Here is a 17,241-nt window from a genome sequence, read left to right as displayed (position 1 = left end):
CGCCGCCATCCGGGCGGCGGATCTTCGTGTGCTCGTAGGCTCCGTCAGGAGCCGCCTTTCTCCACCCGCGCCTTGAGGTTCTCAAGGCTGGCATGGACCCAGGCTCGCACCGCCTTCTCAGAGTTTTCGTCGTTCAGCTCCGGCGGCGGATTGATGTTCGGATAGCCGCGGTAGAACGCGGCGTTCCACTCGACCTTCGCGCGGTCCGTGCCCTCCGGTTGAACCGAAATCGTGGCCGAGTAATCGCCGGCCGGCAGGTCGCGAACGTCGTTGCTGGTAATGTAGTAGGCGAGGGAGCGGCGGGCGGCGTCGTATCTGCGGCCCTTCTCCACGAGGGTTCGGCCGCTGCCGAGGGTTAGCGTCCGCGTCGAGACGGCCGGGTCGTCGCCGTCCTCGCGGGTGCCGACGACCCGCTCGACCCAGCTCGAATCCTTCACGTTCCCGACCACCGCCCAGACCTTGTCGGCGGCCGCATCGATCTCGATGGCCTCGACGATCTTGCGGCGCGTCGGCGCGTGCTGAGCTTGCGCCACGCCCGCCACGAGCGTCGTCAGGGCAATCCCTGCGAAGACGATCCGGCGCATCGTATTCTCCCCATGCCGCGTCATCGGCCGGCCTCGGTTCGTTCGAGGACGCGGTCGGTCCGCCCTAGGGCGGCAGCGACCTTGTCCTCGATCCAGTCCCAGGCCTCGCGCTCGGCGGGACCGGCAGTCTTGGATATCGCGATGGCGTGGTAGGCCATCTCGGTCAGGATCTTTTCGGGTTCCAGCATCTTCAGCCGGGTCGAGAGGATCGCGGCCTCCAGCACCGCTGCCTGCGCCCGGTTGTAGCCGAGGAAGGGCTTGTGGCTCGCCGCATGCACCAGCCGGCCGCGATAACGCGGACGCTGTGCGTCGTCCTCCTTGTCAATCACCTCGAACTCGGCATGGCCGAAGCAGGAGGCGAGGCGCTTACCCCGGATCTTGTCGCAATCCATCACCGGCCAGTCGCGGCGGCCGGTGACCACGCCGGCGATGACGCGCACGTCCGTCGGCGACGACGCCACGAAATACGGCGAGGCCTCGAGGTTGAGGATGGTCGGCGAGGGCCGGAACGGCGCCAGCACATAGTCCTCGCCGTCGCGGATCAGCCCGAACGGCACGAGGTGCAGTTCGCCCTCCGGCGACAGGGTCGTGACGATGGTTTCGAGGATGAAGGGCACTGAGGCTCAGTTCTCGTCCGGCACGAGCTTGCCGCAGACGATGCGGCCGGATTTCGGTGTGCTCAACGCGTCGTCGACCGCGTTCGATCCGCGGCCGTCCACGGTCTCGGGCTTCGCCGCATCCGCCTCGGGCCGCGCATCGCGCGTGCCCGGCGGCGGCGCGTCGGGGCCGCTGTGCTTCGTGTGTCCGGCCTTCTTGAAGGCCGTGGTGTCCTCGCGGTCGCGCTCGGCCGCGCAGCCCCAGTCGAGCGGCTCGTCCTGCACGTAGCGCTTGCCGAGCCGCAGGGCCGTCTCCGCCTTGGTCAGCTCGCCGCCGAGATAGAAGGCGTGGGCGCCGTCCGCCGCAACGTCGAGATCCGAGAAGAAAGCCATCGCGTCGGTGCCGACCTTGTGGATCGCGCGGTTGTAGACGTGGATGCCGTCCTCGGCGACGGCAATGCGGTAGTTGGGATCGCGCACTTCGGCAGCGAGCGTTGCGATTTCGTCCGGTGTCTGCACGAAGGGCCGCTTGTCGTGAAGTGCCAGTAGGTCCCGGCCGTAGCCCTTGGGCAGGGCCGAATCCGCCTTGGCCGCGTACATCACGCGCCGGGCGGCGTCGTGCTCCTCCACCGTGCGCCGGGTGTGATTGGAGACCTGGACGATGAGCACGTTGCGGATCGACAGTTCGGAACACATTCCCGCGAGGAGCGCCGTGACGCCGAGGCTGTCGGCCTCCGTCAGCTCCGTGAGGTTGCCCGTGCCCATCATCATCTCGATGTCCGGCCAGCGCTTCCGCACGTCGTTGTAGCGGGCGATCGACTCGACGAAGCCGAAATGGATCGGCTCGAGGATCGGGTCGGCCATGTAGGGCAGGCCGGCCTTCTCCATCCGCTCGATCGCCCGGTCGAGGGAGGGCATGTCGTCCGGCCGCATCGGCACGAGGACGGGCACCGCGCCGATCTCGAAGGCGAGATCGAGGGTTTCCTCGTTGAGGCTGAGCAGGTAGTCGGCACCCGCCTTCGCGCCCCGCGTGAGTTCGTCGAGCGAGAACGAGTCGACGCTGACCGTCAGGCCGGCCTGCTTCATCGCGCGCACGGCGTCGTCGAGATGCGGGAACGGCGTGTCGGGCAGGCCGCCGAGGTCGATGACGTCCGAGCCGCGGCGGGCGAGGTCGAGCCCCTTCGCGACGATCTGGTCGACGCTCATCTTCGACGCGTCGACGATCTCCGAGAAGATCCTCAGGTCGTGTTTCGACAAGTCGACCTTGCGTCCGGCAAGACCCAAGAAGGCCGGCAGGTCGACGATCTCGTCCGGACCACGCTCGACCGGCAGCTTGAAGTGCTCGGCCAGCACCTCCGGGTTCGCACGGCAGCGGCCGGGCAGGACGATGCGCGTCGCGCCCTCGGGGATGGTGATGCGGCGCTTGATGATCTCTTCCGTCATCAGCGCGGCGACCTTCACGCCGGCATCGGCGATCGACCAGGCGAAGCGCTCGGGCGGCAGCGTGTTCGCGACCTTTTCCAGCCGGGCGTGGGCGAGCTTGCCGGTGATGAAGAGGAGATGTTCTCTGCTCGAAGAGGAATCGCCGCTCATGCCGCGGCGTCCTGCAACGGTAGGTCCGGGCCTTGCAGGAAGATCTCGCCGGAGAAGCGCCGCGCGAAGTCCGGGAACGCCCGGTCCACCAGCCCGAGACGCGCAAGGGCCTCCGGCGAGGCCCCGGCAGGGCAGGGCGCCGATTTCAGCAGCAGGCAACGCGTCGCGCCGAGCGCCGCGGCGAGCCAGAGGGCGAGGCTGTCCGAGGTCACGTCCCAGCTCTCGGGAATGCCGGGATGACCGGCGCGCAACGCGGCGGGAGCCCAGAGGCAGGGGGCCTCGTGCGCGGCCGCCGCTTCGACGCTGTGGACGATGGCGAGCCGCGGCGCGATCTCGCAAAACACCTCCGCCATGCGGCCCATGGCGTCGAGGGCGAGGCGGTGGGCGAGGGCGTCCGAATAGCCGAGCGCGGCCTGCGACGTGCGCACCGCCTCGGCGAAGGGTCCGCCGCCGGGCACGATCACGGCCCGCCCCTCGGCGCCGTCGGCAAGCCGAGCCAGCACGCTATGCAGCCGTGGCGCATCGGCGAGCAGGCTGCCGCCGACCTTGACCACGCTCACCGGACCCGGAGCCGCCATGGTCACGCCGCGTCGCGCCGCCCGAGGGCGCGCAGAGCCTGCACCGCGGCGCTCACCCGCACGGGATCGAGCGCGTTGCGCCGGTCGCCGTCCTGGCAGAGGCCGCCGCGAAATCCGAGATAGCCGGGTTCGTGCGCGGCCAGCGCCGGCACGTCCTCCACGCGCAGCGATCCGGCCAATCCCGAGATCAGCCCATGGCTCCGGCACGCGGCGACGAAGGCGGCGAGCCGGTCGGGGGCCAGGAGGTCGCTCAGGCGGCGTCCGGTCTTGGCACGCGTGTCGATCATCGCGCCGCGAAAGCCGGACGCGGCGAGCCGCGGCACCATGTCGAGCGCGAGCTCGTCCTCGGCGAACAGCACGCCGACCAGCCGGTCGCGGGCGGCTTCGGCGGCGGTGGCGAGTACGGCGTCGCTCTGCTCGGCCGACACGGCGACCTTGACGTAGTCGACCCCCGTCCCGGCCATGGCGGAGACGCAGGCGGCCAGCGCCTCGTCGCCGTCGGGCTCGCCCGCGACCGCGCTCGTCGTCACCCGTCCGCCGACGCGTGCCACGATGGCCCGCACGACCTCCACCGGCAGCGCGCCGAGCGCACCGTTCGCGGGATCCTTGGCATCGACGAGATCGGCGCCGGAGGCGCAGGCGAGAGCGGCTTCGTCAGCGTCGCGCACGCTGACGAGGAGACGGGGGCGGGGGGGGGTGGGCTCGGACACGGGACGCATCGGGACTCGGTGATCGCGGGGCGCCGTCCGCCGATCAGGAGCGGTTCGGCAGCGGCTCGGCGAGGAGGCGGTTCTTCACGATCGAGCGCGCGGCATGCACCCAATCGTCGTCGGTGTTGGCCCTTATCACGACGAGGCCCTGACGCACGATCCTTCCCGACGCAGCCTCGGCAATCGTCACGGTCAGGTTGAAGAGCTGCGCCGAGCCCTTTTCCGCGACCGTCGTGACCATGAGTTCGGCGCCGGCCGCCTTGGCGATGTCGCCGGTGCAGCCGTTGCACTTGAAGAGCGGCGCCTGCTTCTTGATCTCCTCGGCCTGCCCGGCGAGGTCGACGGGATCGAGGCCGCCTTTATCGACGAGTTGCCTGCGAAGCTCGTCGGTGACGATGTCGAGCCGCTTCAATTGGGCGGGCGGCGCCTTCCGACCGTAGGGAAGGCTGGGATCGTCGAGCTCGGCGGAGAAGATCGCCGCCTTGCGCCCAGCCTCGGCCATGGCGACGGCCGGCAGCAAGGGAGCCAACGCCAGGGCCGCCAGCGCGAGGCGGCGGAGGGCGAGCGTCGGGCGCTGGGTCATAGCGATGCCTCATCGGACGCGACGGGGGAGGACACGCCGCCGTCGTCGAATAGCTTGTGCGCGAGGAGAGTTTGGCAACTCCCGCATGACTGCACGCCCGCCCTGGCCCGCCGGATATGCCGCGATGCAGCATGCCCGGCGCGGCGCTGCGAGCTTAGAAAGTCCTTATGCATCAGCCGTTGAGGGCAGCACCGAGATGTTGTTAGCGTCCGCCTGCATGCCTCTCTCCACCCTTCGCCTCCTCGCCGCCCTGTCCGCACTCGCCGCCGTCGTTGGCGGCCCGCCCGGTGCCATCGCACAGGAGCCGAAAGCCGAAACCGGCGAGCCTCCCCCCGGTTCGCCGACGGCGCAGCAGCCCGCGGCCATGCCGGGCAGCGAGACGCATGTCGCATTCATCTACCGTCCGATCCCTGCGCCGTCCTCCTACGATGCGGAGGCCGAACCGGAGGATCTCGGCGTCGCCGGTGCGCGCATGGCGGTGAAGGACAACAACACGACCGGCCGCTTCACCAAGCAGACCTACTCCCTCGACGAGGTTGCGCTGGAGGAGGGCAGGAACGCCGTCGACGCCGCCAAGGAGCTGGCCGGCAAGGGCGTGAAGTATTTCGTGGTGGCGCTGCCGGCCGCCGAGGTTCTGGCCGTCGCCGACGCGCTCAAGGGTGACGGGGTGGCGGTCTTCAACGTCGGGTCGCCGGACGATTCCCTGCGCGGGGCCGAGTGCCGCGCCAACGTCTTCCACGTCATCCCCAGCCGCGCGATGCAGACCGACGCGATTGCGCAATACATGACGCTGATGCGCTGGCGGAAGGTGTTCCTCATCGTCGGCCCGAGCGACCGGGACAAAGCCTATGCCGAGGCCATGAAGAACTCGGCCAAGAAGTTCGGGCTCAAGATCACGGCGGAAAAGCCCTGGACCTTCGGCCCCCTGATGAAGGCGCGCGGCGATACGCCGACCCGGGCCGAGGCGATGGTGTTCACCCGGGGCCTCGATTACGACCTCGCCGTCGTCGCAGACGAAGAGCAGGATTGGGGCGAGTACGTCCCCTACCGCACCGTCGATCCGCGTCCCGTCGCCGGCACGGCCGGGCTGGTCGCCACGACCTGGCATCCGACCCTGGAGACCTGGGGCGCGGCCCAGGCGCAGAACCGCTTCCGTCGGCTCTCGGGCCGCCTGATGCGCCCCCTCGACTACCAGGCCTGGGCCGGTGTGCGCAGCGTCGGCGAGGCCGGCACCCAGAAGAAGACCACCGACGCCGCGACGCTCGTCCCGTACTTCACCGAGCCGGGCTTCGGCCTGCCCGCCTACAAGGGCGTCTCGCTGAGCTTCCGCCCCTGGGACCACCAGCTGCGCCAGCCGATCATCGTCGTACAGCCGAAGGCGATGGTCTCGGTGGCGCCCGAGCAGGGCTTCATCCACCAGCGCACGCCGCTGGACACGCTGGGGGTCGACCAGCCCGAGACGACCTGCAAGCTGAAATGAGCGACGGGGCCAAGGATCGTGCGGCAATCGAACGCCGATGTTTCGATCGAACCTGGGCAAAGGCGAATGTTCCTGCCAGGAAAATGCGCTAAGTCGCCAGGGCGAATGCGCGAAACAGCGTGCGCGACAGGGAGGATGCGGATGAGCGGTCGCTTGAAGGCGAGCGTGAGCGTTGCAATGCTCGCCGGGACTTGGCTGGGGCTATCGGGCGCCGCGGAGGCGTTCACCGCCTACGTGTCGAACGAGAAGGGCAACTCCGTCACCGTCATCGACACCACGACCATGGCCGTCACCGGGACCTGGAAGGTCGGCCGGCGCCCGCGCGGGATCACGCTGTCGAAAGACGACAAGGAGCTGTTCGTCTGCGCCAGCGACGACGACCGCATCGACGTCCTCGACACCGCCACCGGCAAGGTCGTGCGCTCGCTGCGCTCCGGGCCCGATCCCGAGCAGTTCATCCTCCATTCCAGCGGCAACCCGCTCTACGTCGCCAACGAGGACGACAGCCAGGTCACCATCCTCGACATCGAGAAGAACAAGGTGCTGGCCGAAGTGCCGGTGGGGGTCGAGCCCGAGGGCATGGGCCTGTCGCCGGACGGCAAGATCCTCGTGAACACCTCCGAAACCACCAACATGGCCCACTTCATCGACACCAAGACCTTCGAGGTGATCGACAACGTGCTGGTCGACGCCCGGCCGCGCTTTGCCGAGTTCTCGGGCGACGGCAAGATGCTGTGGGTCTCGGCCGAGGTCGGCGGCACTGTCTCGGTGATCGACGTCGCCACCCGCAAGGTCGTGAAGAAGGTGACCTTCAAGATCCCGAGCGTGAACGACGAGCAGATCCAGCCCGTCGGCGTGCGCATCACCAAGGACGGCTCCAAGGCCTTCGTGGCGCTTGGCCCCGCCAACCGAGTCGCGGTGGTGAACACCAAAACGTACGAGGTCGAGAAGTACCTGCCCGTCGGCCAGCGCGTCTGGCAGCTCGCCTTCACCCCGGACGAGAAGCAGCTCTACACGACCAACGGTACCTCCAACGACGTCTCGGTGATCGACGTCGAATCGCTCAAGGTCGTGAAGAGCATCCAGACAGGCCTGCTGCCCTGGGGCGTGGCCATCTCGAAGAAGTAGATCGTCCAGATATCGGACCGCCGGCGAACGGCGGCAGGAGGGACCCGTATGAAGGCATTGAAGCTCGCCGCGTTGCTCGGTGCATCGCTCTGTCTGGCTGCCCCGGCCATGGCGCTCGATCTCACCAAGAAGCGCCAGAACCTGCCCGACCTCGTGCTCGGCAACGAGGACGGCAACGACTTCGTGGTAGAGAACAAGGACATCGAGCTGGAAGCGGGCAAAGCCTATCGGCTGCGCATCGTCGCCAAGGGACACCAGGAATACAAGTTCAACGCGCCGGAGTTCTTCCGCAACATCTGGTTCAACCAGATCGTCATCGAGCACAAGGAGATCCACGGCGGCGGGCCGCCGGATCACTTGGAGTTCGACGATCCGGGCGAGATCGCGATCGAGTTCGTCGCAATCAAGCCGGGCGAGTTCAAGTGGTATTCGCAAGGCCTGGAGGCCAAGGGCCTGACCGGCACGATTTCGGTGAAGTGATGATGGGGATGACACGCGGCGCGCTTCTGATCGCAGCCCTTGCCTTGACCTACCCAGCTTTCGCCGACGACGCGGCCGAATGCACCTCCGGCATCGCGATGATCCAGGCCGAGATCGCCAAGACGCCCGCAGAGCCCGTCCTCGCCAAACTCCGCAAGGCCCTGAAGGTCGCCGAGCGCGAGCAGAAGGAGGGCGAGTTCGACGAGTGCCTCGACGCCGTCGGCGACGCGAAGCGGGCCGTGAAATGAGTGCGGATCTGCGTGACGAGGGCGCCGCCCTCGACATCGCCGACGTCAGCCACCGCTTCGGCCAGCGGGCCGCCCTGTCGGACGTGTCGCTGCGAGTGGAGCGCGGGCATTTCACCGCGCTGCTCGGGCCGAACGGGGCCGGCAAGACTACGCTCTTCTCTGTGGTCACGCGGCTCTACAACAACCAGAACGGCCAGGTCTCGATCTTCGGCCATCCGTTGGATCGCGAGCCGTCCCGGGCGCTCGCCCGCCTCGGCGTTGTCTTCCAGGCACGCACGCTCGATACCGACCTCACCGTCGCGCAGAACCTGTTCTACCACGCCAGCCTGCACGGCATCGCCCGGCGCGCCGCGCGCGACCGCATCGACGTGCTGCTGAACCGCGTCGGGCTCGCCGACCGGCGCAATGACAAGATCCGCACCCTGTCCGGCGGCCAGTCGCGTCGCATCGAGATCGCCCGCTCGTTGATCCACGAGCCGCGCCTGCTGCTCCTCGACGAGCCCACCGTCGGGCTCGACCTCGAATCCCGCGCCGACATCGTCGGCATCGTCCGCGCGCTGGTGCGGGAGGAGGGGCTGTCGGTACTCTGGGCGACCCACATCTTCGAAGAGATTTCGTCCGAGGACGACGTCGTGGTGCTGCACAAGGGCCGGATCGTGGCGCGCGGCCTTGCCGGCGGCATCGGCGAGGCGGGTGAGAGCCTCGAAGCGACCTTCCGCCGGCTCGTCGCCGAACCCGCCAGGAGCGCGCCGCCCAAGGTAGCCGCATGAGCAACGTTTCGAACTCCGCCGTCGCCGGTGCTGCACCGGCCGGTGCGGTCTCCAAGCCTGTGCCGCATCTCGGCCGGCTCGATTTCATCGGCTACCTGCGGGCGCTCGGCGGCATCGTCCGCCGCGAACTGCTGCGCTTCTTCAACCAGAAGGAGCGGTTCTTCTCGGCGCTGGTGCGCCCCCTGGTCTGGCTCTTCATCTTCGCGGCGGGCTTCCGCAACACGCTCGGCGTCTCGATCGTGCCGCCCTACGAGACCTACGTGCTCTACGAGGTCTACGTGGTGCCCGGCCTCGCCGTTATGATCCAGCTGTTCAACGGCATGCAATCCTCGCTCTCGATGGTCTACGACCGCGAGGTCGGCTCGATGAAGGTGCTGCTGACGAGCCCTTATCCGCGCTGGACGCTGCTGCTCGCCAAGCTGATCGCCGGCGTCTCCGTCTCGGTGGTTCAGGCCTACGCGTTCCTCGGCGTCGCCTGGTTCTGGGAGACCGACATTCCGCCGCTCGGCTACCTCACGGCGCTGCCGGCGTTCATCGCGGCCGGCATGATGCTCGGGGCGATCGGTCTGTTCCTGTCCTCGCTGGTGCGGCAGCTCGAGAACTTTGCCAGCGTGATGAACTTCGTGATCTTCCCGATGTTCTTCGCCTCTTCCGCCCTATATCCGCTCTGGCGGATCCGGGAATCGAGCGAGACGCTCTACTGGATCTGCGAGGCCAACCCGTTCTCGCACGCGGTCGAGCTGGTCCGCTTCGCCCTCTACGCGAAGTTCGAGCCGGTCGCCTGCGCCGTCGTCCTCGGGACCGGCCTCGTGTTCTTCACTCTGGCCGTCATCGCCTACGATCCCGGCCGCGGCATCATGGCCCGGCGCGGTGGACCTGCAGGCGAGGCGAGCTGAGCCTGGATTTGAGAGTTCGCATGATCCGTCCGTTTCTCGCAGCAAGCCTCGGTCTGTTCGTTGCGGCAGCTCCCGCCCTGGCGCAGCCGAAGCCCGATCCCGACTGGCCCTGCGCCCAGCGCAAGGTCACGACCCTCGGCTACGGCTCGTTCTGGACTGGGCCCGACCTCACGGCGGCCGGCGAATGGGGCAACGACCGCGAGGCGGCACAGCTCGCCCGCAAACTTGCCTCGCGGCGCACGGAGCTGAACGACGTCGACGGCCTGCTCGACGACTTCGTCAAGGACATCCAGGACAAGGACGAGAAGGACAAGAAGCTCGCCCGCGTCTTCGCCGGGGTGTTCGAGGTCGTCAACGCCGAGCGCAACACCGTGGTCGCGGGCATCGTCCGCTACGCGCAAGGGCAGCAGCGGCTCGCCAAGCGCATCCGCGACGAGGCCGACAAGGTGAGCGAGACCCGCGAGGGCCCGGTCGACGACGCCACCAAGGTCGTGAGCAAGGACAGCACCGATCTCGAGACGGCTTTCAACTGGGACCGCCGCATCTTCGACGAGCGCAACAAGTCCGTGACCTATGTCTGCGAAGTGCCGACGCTCCTCGAGCAGCGCCTCGGCGAATTGGCCCGGAAGATCCAGGCCAAGCTGTAGCGGCCGGACGGCCGGCCGACCTTGCCAGCACATCGCGAGGTCGCAGCGATATTGGCCTAGCCGGATCCAATCGCTTCTGCGGTTGGACACAATCCTCCCGGCCGCCTCTCGTCTGTCGCGATCGTCCCCTGAATACGATTCGACGGCAGGAATCCGGGCGCTCTACGTTACTACCTACAAAATAATCCTAAAAATCATTCGGAAATTGAGGCATCCGGACTTGCCACATGCTCCCGGTTTGACTGCCTAATTTCCCCTAAACCTCTGAATTTCCATCGGAAATATGTTGCGGGAACACCACGCGCCCGCGCAACATTCATGAAACGCTTATGAAGACGGTGATTGTGCCGCAGCGGCAATTGCCCAGCTTCAGCCACCGGTCGAATGTCCTGGCAGACCCCGATCAACGGGGACGCCACACGACAAGGGGCTGGGGAAAATGACGATGCGGGTGCTGCGGGGCAGCCTGATTGCTTCGGTTGCGCTGCTGCCGGGGATGGGCCTGGCGCAGGAATCGACGACTCTCGAGGAAATCAGCGTCGTCGCGACGACGCCGGTCGGCGCGTCGGGCACGGGCTTCGGCCGCCGCGGCATCGGTGCCGCCGGGCCGTCCGTCGACCAGATCGCGACGGCGTCCGAGCCGCGCCTGCGCGGCGGCGCCCTGCCGCTCTACAAGATCCCGAGCACGGTCGAGACGGTCACGGCCGCGCAGATCGAGCGGGATACCGGCACCTTCAACGCCGTGGCGACCCTCGCCCGCGTCACGCCCGGCCTGAACCTCTCGGACTCGCAGGGCAACAACAACCGCGTCGACATCAACTATCGCGGCTTCCAGGCCTCGCCGGTGACCGGCGTGCCGCAGGGCCTCGCCGTCTACCAGAACGGCGTGCGCATCAACGAAGCCTTCGGCGACACGGTCAACCTCGACCTGATCCCGCCCTCGGCGATCCAGCGCATCGACGTCCTGACCTCGAACCCGGTCTTCGGCCTGAACGCGCTCGGAGGCGCGATCAACATCCAGATGAAGAACGGCTTCACCTGGCAGGGTACCGAGGTCACCGCGCTCGGCGGTTCGGACGCCCGTGTCGGCGGCGGCCTGCAGTACGGCAAACAGGTCGGCAACTGGAGCTTCTACTTCAACGGCGACGGCCTCAACGACCGCGGCTGGCGCTTCGAGAGCCCGACCACGATCGGCCGGATCTACTCCGACGTCGGCTACCGCACGCCGGATTCGGAGTTCCACCTGATCGGCAACTTCGCCCGGAGCTTCCTCGGCGCCGCGGCAGCGACGCCGACCGACTTCACCCATGTCGATCCGCGCGCGATCTTCACCTACCCCCAGACCACGACCACGCAGCTGGGTACCGTCCAGCTCACCGGCCGCGTCGACCTCTCGCCGACCTGGGATCTCGCCGGAAACGCGTATTACCGCCGCTTCAGCCAGCAATATATCGACGGCAATGATTCCGACTTCGAGAACTGCAGCGCGGCTCAGACGAACTTCAACGGCAATCTCTGCTTCGACGACGACGGCTTCACGCCGGTCGGAGCGCCCGGCAGCGCGGCACGTCGCGCGTTCCGCAACTCGCTGCGGCTCCTCGGCGCCCAGAACCAGCTGATCCCCTCGACGGCCGGCGTTCCCTACGGAACGCTCGACGTCACCAAGACCGAGGCGACCGGCTACGGCGGCTCGCTCCAGGCGGCGAACCGCGACCGGATCTTCGGCTTCGGCAACAGCTTCGTCGTCGGCGGCAGCATCGACGTGGCCGATTACAGCTACAAGTCCTCCAGCACGCTCGGCGTGATCAACCCGGATCTCTCCGTCACCACCGATCCGAACACCATCGCCAACGGGTTCGTCCCGGGCCTCGGCACGACCGGTCTGCGTACGGCTGGCGCCCTCGGTATCGCACCGAGCCAGGTCCTCGGCTCGAACCTCTACATGGGTCTCTACGCCACCGACACGTTCGACCTCACCGACTCGCTCTCGCTGACCGCCGGCGGCCGCCTGAACTTCGCCCGCATCTCCACCGTGGACCAGACCGGCTTCTCGCCGGACGTCACCGGCACCCACTACTTCACCAAGATCAATCCGGTCGCCGGTCTGACCTACCGGTTCACTCCGGGACTATCGCTCTACGGAAGCTACTCCGAATCGAACCGCGCCCCGACCCCGCTCGAACTCGCCTGCGCAAATCCCGACCGGCCCTGCCTCCTGCCGAACTCGCTCGTGGCCGACCCGCCGCTCAAGCAGGTCACCGCGCAGAACTACGAGGTCGGCATTCGCGGCTCGATCCCGAGCTTCTACGAGAACGGCCTGCTCAGCTATAAGATCAGCGCCTTCCGCAACGATCTGGCGAACGACATCCTGCAGCTCGCCACCCCGGGCAACTCGGCTCGCGGCTACTTCGTCAACGTCGCCGCTACGCGCCGCCAAGGCGTCGAAGTCGGCGCCGAGTACACGCGTGGCGATCTCTCGATCTATGCGAACTACGCGCTGATCGACGCGACGTTCCAGTTCAACGGCACCCTGTCGTCGCCGAACAATCCGTTCGCGGACGATGGCGCCATTCAGGTCACTCCCGGCAACAAGGTCCCGCTGATCCCGGATCACCAGTTCAAGGTCGGCTTCGACTACCTCGTCCTGCCGGGCTGGAACGTCGGCATGAACCTCCAGGCCTTCTCTTCGTCCTACTACCGCGGCGACGAATCGAACCTGAACAGGAAGCTGCCGGCCTACTTCGTCCTCGGCCTCAACACCTCCTATCAGGTGACGAAGAACCTGCAGATCTTCGGCCTCGTCACCAACCTGACCAACAACCGCTACACGACGTTCGGAACGTTCTTCGAGACGGGCGTGGTAGCCAACCGCTACCCCGTGAACGACCCCCGCACGACGACGCTGGCCCAGCCGCTCTCGATCTATGGCGGCCTGCGCTATGCCTTCGGCGACGCCCCGCCCCCGATGGAAGAGCCGATCATCCGCAAGTACTGACGCGGACGGCATGATCGACAGGATGGCGCGGCTCCCCGGAGCCGCGCCATCCTGCGTTTCGGCCTGATCCTCTCGACTGGAAAGCCTCCGGCATCCGCGATAACGGTCGGAAACTCCTAGACCCTATTGCCAGATCGTCCCGGGCAGTTTACGCAATCCTGGCTAGGCCACGGAGGGTCGCGCAGCAGGTTGCTGCGGCGCCACGATCCGGCGGCCGGTCCTTTCGTGCAGGGCGACATCGCCCGCCGACCTACCCAGGAGTGACATCAAATGGCGTTCAAGCTCACCAGCGCAGCCCTTCTCGCGGCCATCATCGGCGCAGGCGTCGCCGCTCCGGTCGTCGCCGCCCCGTCGATGACCAAGATCGACATCGCCGCCTTCGATCCCGACAAGGACGGCACCATCGACGCCAAGGAAGTCGAGACCGCGGCCACCGCCGCCTTCGCCAAGCTGGAGAAGGACAAGGACGGCACCCTCGACGCCAAGGAGCTCGAAGGCCGCCTGACCGCCGCCGACCTCAAGAAGGCCGATCCGGACGGCGACGGCACCCTCGACCAGAAGGAATACGTCGCCCTTGCTCTCGGCCTGTTCAAGGCCGCCGACCCGGACAACGACGGCACCATCGACGCCAAGGAGCTCATGAGCCCCGCCGGCTCGGCCCTGGTTCAGGTCATCCGCTAAACCGTTCGATGCGGCCGGGGATCGTCACACAGAGCACCGGCGCCAAAAAGGCGCCGGACGTTTCCGCCGCGGAACACAGAAGGGGCGCGGATCGTGAGATCCGCGCCCCTTCTGTTTGCATGCGAGCGACCGGCAGGACGCCTTTGTATCGGTGGCCTTCGGGGCTGCACGCCGAACGAGCGGCGACGCGCCGTTGCTCCTTGCCGGCGGTTTACAAGTCGAGGCTCAAGGCCGCCGGCATCAATACGCGTTCTCGGTCTTGAACAGCGCGAACGGCGTCGTGGCCAGGATCTGCAGATCGAACAGGATCGACCAGTTCTCGATGTAGTAGAGATCGTGCTCGACGCGCCGCTGCAGCTTCTCCGACGTGTCGGTCTCGCCCCGCCAGCCGTTGATCTGCGCCCAACCGGTGATGCCGGGCTTGACCTTGTGCCGGGCGAAGTAGCCGTCGACGACCTGATCGTAGAGGGTGTTCGCCGCCTTGGCCTGGAGGACGTGCGGGCGCGGGCCGACGAGCGAGAGATTGCCCTTCAGCACGTTGAAGAGTTGCGGCAACTCGTCGAGGGAGGTCTTGCGGATGATACGGCCGACCCGCGTGACCCGCGGATCGCTCCGGGTCACCTGCTTGGCGGAGGCGTAATCGGCCTGATCGACATACATCGAGCGGAACTTGAAGACCTCGATCTGCTCGTTGTTGAAGCCGTAGCGCTGCTGCTTGAACAGCACCGGCCCCTTCGAGCCGAGTTTCACCGCGAGCGCCACAGCAAGCATCACCGGCGCGAGCGCGATCAGCGCCAGCACGGCCACGACCTTGTCGAAGACGTTCTTGAGGACGATGTCCCAGTCGGCCAGGGGCTTGTCGAACACGTCGAGCACCGGCACGGCGCCGAGATAGGAATAGGCGCGCGGGCGGAGGCGAAGCTTCGTCGCATGTGCCGAGAGCCGGATGTCGATCGGCAGCACCCAGAGCTTGGCGAGCATCTGCAGGATCCGCGTCTCGGCCGAGATCGGGATCGTGAAGACGATCAGGTCGATGCGTGCCCGCCGCGCATAGGCGACGAGGTCGCTGACGTTGCCGAGCTTCGGGTGCCCGGCGACGACGTCGGTCGAGCGCATGTCGCCGCGGTCGTCGAATACGCCGACGATCTTGATCCCGCTGTCGGGGGAGGCTTCGAGCGAACGGATCAGCTCCTCCGCGGCCTCGCCGCCGCCGACGATGGCGGTGCGCCGGTCGAACAGGCCCTTGCGCATCTGGACGCCCGTGAAGGCGAAGAGCGCGATGCGTTCGATCGCGAGCAGGGCGAGGCCGCCGCCGTAGAAGCTGGCCAGCCAGATCCGCGAGTAATGGTCGGCGACCTTTGCGAACACCATGACCGTCGCCACGATCAGGAAAGCCATCGTCCAGCCGGCCGCGAGCTTCGCCGCCGTCTTCGCGATGCTGCGGAAGGCCCCGATCCGATAGCAGCCGCCGACCTGGAAGAACGCAGCGGCGAGGCCGGCGACGGCAACGATCGCCACGATGTAGGACCAGCCAAGCGGGACGACACCGGCGAGTGCGATCCGGTGGACGGCGAAGCCGAGGCCGGCGAGCAGGACGACTTCGAGACCGCGCACGCAGCCCGCCAGCACCACGGGGGTGAGGGCAGGGCCCTTCAGGACGGGCGCCAGCGCCTCCGCCGGCGGCTGCGCCGAAGCGGGCGGTCCGGAGAAGCGAGCGCCCACCTCCTGCGCATCGGATCGGCCGGCGGTGCCGGGCGCACCCGCAACGTCGAGCAGATCACGGACTCCGAAAGCACTCATCGCAGACGCCCAGACTGGCACGGAATGTTCGCGCCGACCGCCGATCTTTGCCGGTCGGCGCTCTCGGAAGATTTAATGGCGGTTGCGTCGATCAGGCCGATTTCGATGCAATCTGGACCGGCGCGGAGCGGGCCGGCAGCGACTGCGGCATACGGACGGCGGCGGCCGCGGCGTATCCCGACAGCACGTCCGCTCCCATTTTCGTCATCGAGAAGCGCGCCTGGACCGACAGGCTGAGCTCCGAGAACAGTGCGTCGCGGGATTCCGGAGTCATATCGAGAACCCTGGCGATCGCCGTGGCGAGCGCAACGGCGTCGCGCGCGGGAACGAGGTCGGAGGCTCTCGGGCCGAAGATCTCGGGAATGCCGCCGACATCGGTCGCGACGAGCGGCTGCCGCGCGGCGGCGGCCTCGAGCACGACGTAGGGCAATGACTCGGCCAGCGAGGGGACGACCATGACCCGCCCGCGGGCGAGCGCCGGGCGTATCGGCTGCGGCGGCTCGAAGGTCACGGCATCGGCGAGGCCGAGCCGCGCGGCCTGGGCCTGCAACCTCTCGGCATCCGGGCCGGAGCCGACCATGAGCAGGCTGAGCGGCCGCCCTTGGGCGTGCAGGGCCGCGAGCGCGTCGAGCAGCCAGGGGATTCCCTTCGCTTCGCGAAGCTCGCCGACATAGACGAGATCGTACGGCGCGTCCGCCGCGACGATCGGCACGAACTCGGCCTCGCCGAGGCCGTTCTGCACGATGCGCATCTGGCACCGGGGCTCGCCGACGAAGGCGCGGTGGCGCGCGGCGACATAGGCGCTCTCGAACAGGAATACGTCGGTGCGTCTGGCGAGGACGCCTTCGGCCGCCATGTAGGCCCGATGCAAGAGGCTGCCCGGCCGGTAATTGTAGCTGCCGCCATGGGGGGTGTAGGCCCGGATCGGAGCCGGCAGGGCCTCGTCGGCACGTACGGGAGCGAGGCGTGCATAGATGCCGCCTTTCGCGCCATGGCCGTGCAGCACCGTCGCGCGCAGGCGCTCGGCAAGCCCGCGTACCGCGGTCAGGGCAGCGAGGTCGGAGACATGCGGGTTTCGCCGCATCGGAAACCGGTTCACGCCGAGCGCCAGCCACGGCATCAGATCCCGGAGCGCCTGCTCGGCACGCGGACCGCCGGTAGAGGAATCGCAGACGATCCCGACCTTGTGGCCCGCTTCGCTCTGCAGCCGCGCCAGGTCGGCCACGTGCCGGAACAGGCCGCCGATCGGCGCACGGAACACGTGCAGGATCCGGTCGGCCTGTGCGGCTCTGGATGGACGGGCGGACGCAACCACGGCGGGCTTCCCTCATCGACGGCCATGGGCCGATCCTGAGGTTGTGCGGCGTGAGACGTGGGGACGCGGTTAAGAATGCCGGCGCCCGATGCGTCGGGCGCCCGGCTTCGACGGCCTTTCCGAAACCACGGTAAGCGCAGGACTAACGGTGCGCGGA

At 67.7% G+C, this 17,241-nt stretch carries 17 protein-coding genes; 9 read left to right on the top strand and 8 right to left on the bottom strand.

What is annotated here, in order from left to right; genetic code table 11:
- Nucleotides 1-44: 44 nt before the first annotated feature.
- Genes MFF07_RS02620 through MFF07_RS02595 form a run of 6 tightly spaced genes read right to left on the bottom strand, consistent with a single transcriptional unit; the run spans nucleotide 45 to nucleotide 4,644 of the window.
- Nucleotides 45-584 carry an SRPBCC family protein gene (locus tag MFF07_RS02620; protein WP_147817064.1) on the bottom strand — a complete coding sequence of 180 codons (540 nt, stop codon included), beginning with the start codon at nucleotides 582-584 and terminating at the stop codon, nucleotides 45-47.
- 20 nt (nucleotides 585-604) lie between these two features.
- A complete protein-coding gene (locus MFF07_RS02615) occupies nucleotides 605-1,201 on the bottom strand; it encodes a DUF447 domain-containing protein (protein ID WP_147817063.1) in 597 nt (198 codons plus the stop codon).
- A gap of 6 nt (nucleotides 1,202-1,207) precedes the next feature.
- The gene (locus tag MFF07_RS02610; protein ID WP_147817062.1) at nucleotides 1,208-2,773 is read right to left on the bottom strand and encodes a DUF6513 domain-containing protein; all 1,566 of its coding nucleotides are present in this window, start codon (nucleotides 2,771-2,773) and stop codon (nucleotides 1,208-1,210) included.
- The gene (locus MFF07_RS02605; RefSeq protein WP_147817061.1) at nucleotides 2,770-3,351 is read right to left on the bottom strand and encodes an amino acid kinase family protein; all 582 of its coding nucleotides are present in this window, start codon (nucleotides 3,349-3,351) and stop codon (nucleotides 2,770-2,772) included. Before MFF07_RS02605 ends, MFF07_RS02610 begins: the two co-directional genes overlap by 4 nt.
- Before the next feature lie 2 nt (nucleotides 3,352-3,353).
- On the bottom strand, nucleotides 3,354-4,070 hold the full coding sequence (locus tag MFF07_RS02600) for a (5-formylfuran-3-yl)methyl phosphate synthase (RefSeq protein ID WP_238230604.1): 717 nt from the start codon (nucleotides 4,068-4,070) through the stop codon (nucleotides 3,354-3,356).
- Nucleotides 4,071-4,104: 34 nt separating this feature from the next.
- Nucleotides 4,105-4,644: a DUF3280 domain-containing protein gene (locus tag MFF07_RS02595; RefSeq protein WP_147818101.1), complete on the bottom strand. Its 540-nt coding sequence runs from the start codon at nucleotides 4,642-4,644 to the stop codon at nucleotides 4,105-4,107.
- A gap of 217 nt (nucleotides 4,645-4,861) precedes the next feature.
- On the opposite strand from MFF07_RS02595, the gene pedA1 reads away from it, so the two are divergent.
- The 9 genes from pedA1 (at nucleotide 4,862) to lanM (ending at nucleotide 13,969) form a co-directional block, all read left to right on the top strand.
- The gene (pedA1, locus tag MFF07_RS02590; RefSeq protein ID WP_147818100.1) at nucleotides 4,862-6,124 is read left to right on the top strand and encodes a lanthanide ABC transporter ABC transporter substrate-binding protein PedA1; all 1,263 of its coding nucleotides are present in this window, start codon (nucleotides 4,862-4,864) and stop codon (nucleotides 6,122-6,124) included.
- Nucleotides 6,125-6,265: 141 nt separating this feature from the next.
- Nucleotides 6,266-7,252 (top strand): YVTN family beta-propeller repeat protein, encoded by a 987-nt coding sequence (locus MFF07_RS02585; protein WP_147818099.1) that lies wholly within the window; start codon nucleotides 6,266-6,268, stop codon nucleotides 7,250-7,252.
- Nucleotides 7,253-7,300: 48 nt separating this feature from the next.
- Nucleotides 7,301-7,732 carry a cupredoxin domain-containing protein gene (locus MFF07_RS02580; RefSeq protein WP_147818098.1) on the top strand — a complete coding sequence of 144 codons (432 nt, stop codon included), beginning with the start codon at nucleotides 7,301-7,303 and terminating at the stop codon, nucleotides 7,730-7,732.
- The gene (locus tag MFF07_RS02575; RefSeq protein ID WP_238230602.1) at nucleotides 7,732-7,980 is read left to right on the top strand and encodes a hypothetical protein; all 249 of its coding nucleotides are present in this window, start codon (nucleotides 7,732-7,734) and stop codon (nucleotides 7,978-7,980) included. Before MFF07_RS02580 ends, MFF07_RS02575 begins: the two co-directional genes overlap by 1 nt.
- The gene (gene pedB, locus MFF07_RS02570) at nucleotides 7,977-8,750 is read left to right on the top strand and encodes a lanthanide ABC transporter ATP-binding protein PedB/LutE (RefSeq protein WP_147818097.1); all 774 of its coding nucleotides are present in this window, start codon (nucleotides 7,977-7,979) and stop codon (nucleotides 8,748-8,750) included. Before MFF07_RS02575 ends, pedB begins: the two co-directional genes overlap by 4 nt.
- Nucleotides 8,747-9,646 (top strand): lanthanide ABC transporter permease protein PedC, encoded by a 900-nt coding sequence (pedC, locus tag MFF07_RS02565; RefSeq protein WP_147818096.1) that lies wholly within the window; start codon nucleotides 8,747-8,749, stop codon nucleotides 9,644-9,646. Before pedB ends, pedC begins: the two co-directional genes overlap by 4 nt.
- Nucleotides 9,647-9,666: 20 nt before the next feature.
- Entirely contained in the window at nucleotides 9,667-10,293 is a 627-nt protein-coding gene (locus tag MFF07_RS02560; protein WP_147818095.1) for a hypothetical protein, read from the top strand.
- Between the two features lie 445 nt (nucleotides 10,294-10,738).
- Nucleotides 10,739-13,288, top strand: coding sequence for a TonB-dependent receptor (locus MFF07_RS02555; protein WP_187272585.1), 2,550 nt, complete (start codon nucleotides 10,739-10,741; stop codon nucleotides 13,286-13,288).
- A 270-nt stretch (nucleotides 13,289-13,558) separates the two neighbouring features.
- On the top strand, nucleotides 13,559-13,969 hold the full coding sequence (gene lanM, locus MFF07_RS02550) for a lanmodulin LanM (RefSeq protein ID WP_147818093.1): 411 nt from the start codon (nucleotides 13,559-13,561) through the stop codon (nucleotides 13,967-13,969).
- Nucleotides 13,970-14,209: 240 nt separating this feature from the next.
- Here the strand turns inward: lanM and MFF07_RS02545 are convergent, their stop codons facing one another.
- Nucleotides 14,210-15,769: an undecaprenyl-phosphate glucose phosphotransferase gene (locus tag MFF07_RS02545; RefSeq protein ID WP_147818092.1), complete on the bottom strand. Its 1,560-nt coding sequence runs from the start codon at nucleotides 15,767-15,769 to the stop codon at nucleotides 14,210-14,212.
- Nucleotides 15,770-15,860: 91 nt separating this feature from the next.
- Complete coding sequence (locus MFF07_RS02540) at nucleotides 15,861-17,084, bottom strand: glycosyltransferase family 4 protein (RefSeq protein WP_147818091.1); 1,224 nt, start codon at nucleotides 17,082-17,084, stop codon at nucleotides 15,861-15,863.
- Between the last annotated feature and the right edge of the window lie 157 nt (nucleotides 17,085-17,241).

Origin of the sequence: Methylobacterium thuringiense (assembly GCF_022179645.1) — a bacterium.
GTDB lineage: Bacteria > Pseudomonadota > Alphaproteobacteria > Rhizobiales > Beijerinckiaceae > Methylobacterium > Methylobacterium thuringiense.
This window is presented reverse-complemented; position numbering and strand designations above follow the sequence as displayed.

Bases quoted from the DNA above. Each gene is read 5' to 3' on its own strand.
- MFF07_RS02620 (WP_147817064.1), bottom strand. From the start codon at position 584: ATGCGCCGGATCGTCTTCGCAGGGATTGCCCTGACGACGCTCGTGGCG.
- MFF07_RS02610 (WP_147817062.1), bottom strand. From the start codon at position 2,773: ATGAGCGGCGATTCCTCTTCGAGCAGAGAACATCTCCTCTTCATCACC.
- MFF07_RS02605 (WP_147817061.1), bottom strand. From the start codon at position 3,351: ATGGCGGCTCCGGGTCCGGTGAGCGTGGTCAAGGTCGGCGGCAGCCTG.
- MFF07_RS02600 (WP_238230604.1), bottom strand. From the start codon at position 4,070: ATGCGTCCCGTGTCCGAGCCCACCCCCCCCCGCCCCCGTCTCCTCGTC.
- MFF07_RS02595 (WP_147818101.1), bottom strand. From the start codon at position 4,644: ATGACCCAGCGCCCGACGCTCGCCCTCCGCCGCCTCGCGCTGGCGGCC.
- pedA1 (WP_147818100.1), top strand. From the start codon at position 4,862: ATGCCTCTCTCCACCCTTCGCCTCCTCGCCGCCCTGTCCGCACTCGCC.
- MFF07_RS02585 (WP_147818099.1), top strand. From the start codon at position 6,266: ATGAGCGGTCGCTTGAAGGCGAGCGTGAGCGTTGCAATGCTCGCCGGG.
- MFF07_RS02580 (WP_147818098.1), top strand. From the start codon at position 7,301: ATGAAGGCATTGAAGCTCGCCGCGTTGCTCGGTGCATCGCTCTGTCTG.
- MFF07_RS02575 (WP_238230602.1), top strand. From the start codon at position 7,732: ATGATGGGGATGACACGCGGCGCGCTTCTGATCGCAGCCCTTGCCTTG.
- pedB (WP_147818097.1), top strand. From the start codon at position 7,977: ATGAGTGCGGATCTGCGTGACGAGGGCGCCGCCCTCGACATCGCCGAC.
- pedC (WP_147818096.1), top strand. From the start codon at position 8,747: ATGAGCAACGTTTCGAACTCCGCCGTCGCCGGTGCTGCACCGGCCGGT.
- MFF07_RS02560 (WP_147818095.1), top strand. From the start codon at position 9,667: ATGATCCGTCCGTTTCTCGCAGCAAGCCTCGGTCTGTTCGTTGCGGCA.
- MFF07_RS02555 (WP_187272585.1), top strand. From the start codon at position 10,739: ATGCGGGTGCTGCGGGGCAGCCTGATTGCTTCGGTTGCGCTGCTGCCG.
- lanM (WP_147818093.1), top strand. From the start codon at position 13,559: ATGGCGTTCAAGCTCACCAGCGCAGCCCTTCTCGCGGCCATCATCGGC.
- MFF07_RS02545 (WP_147818092.1), bottom strand. From the start codon at position 15,769: ATGAGTGCTTTCGGAGTCCGTGATCTGCTCGACGTTGCGGGTGCGCCC.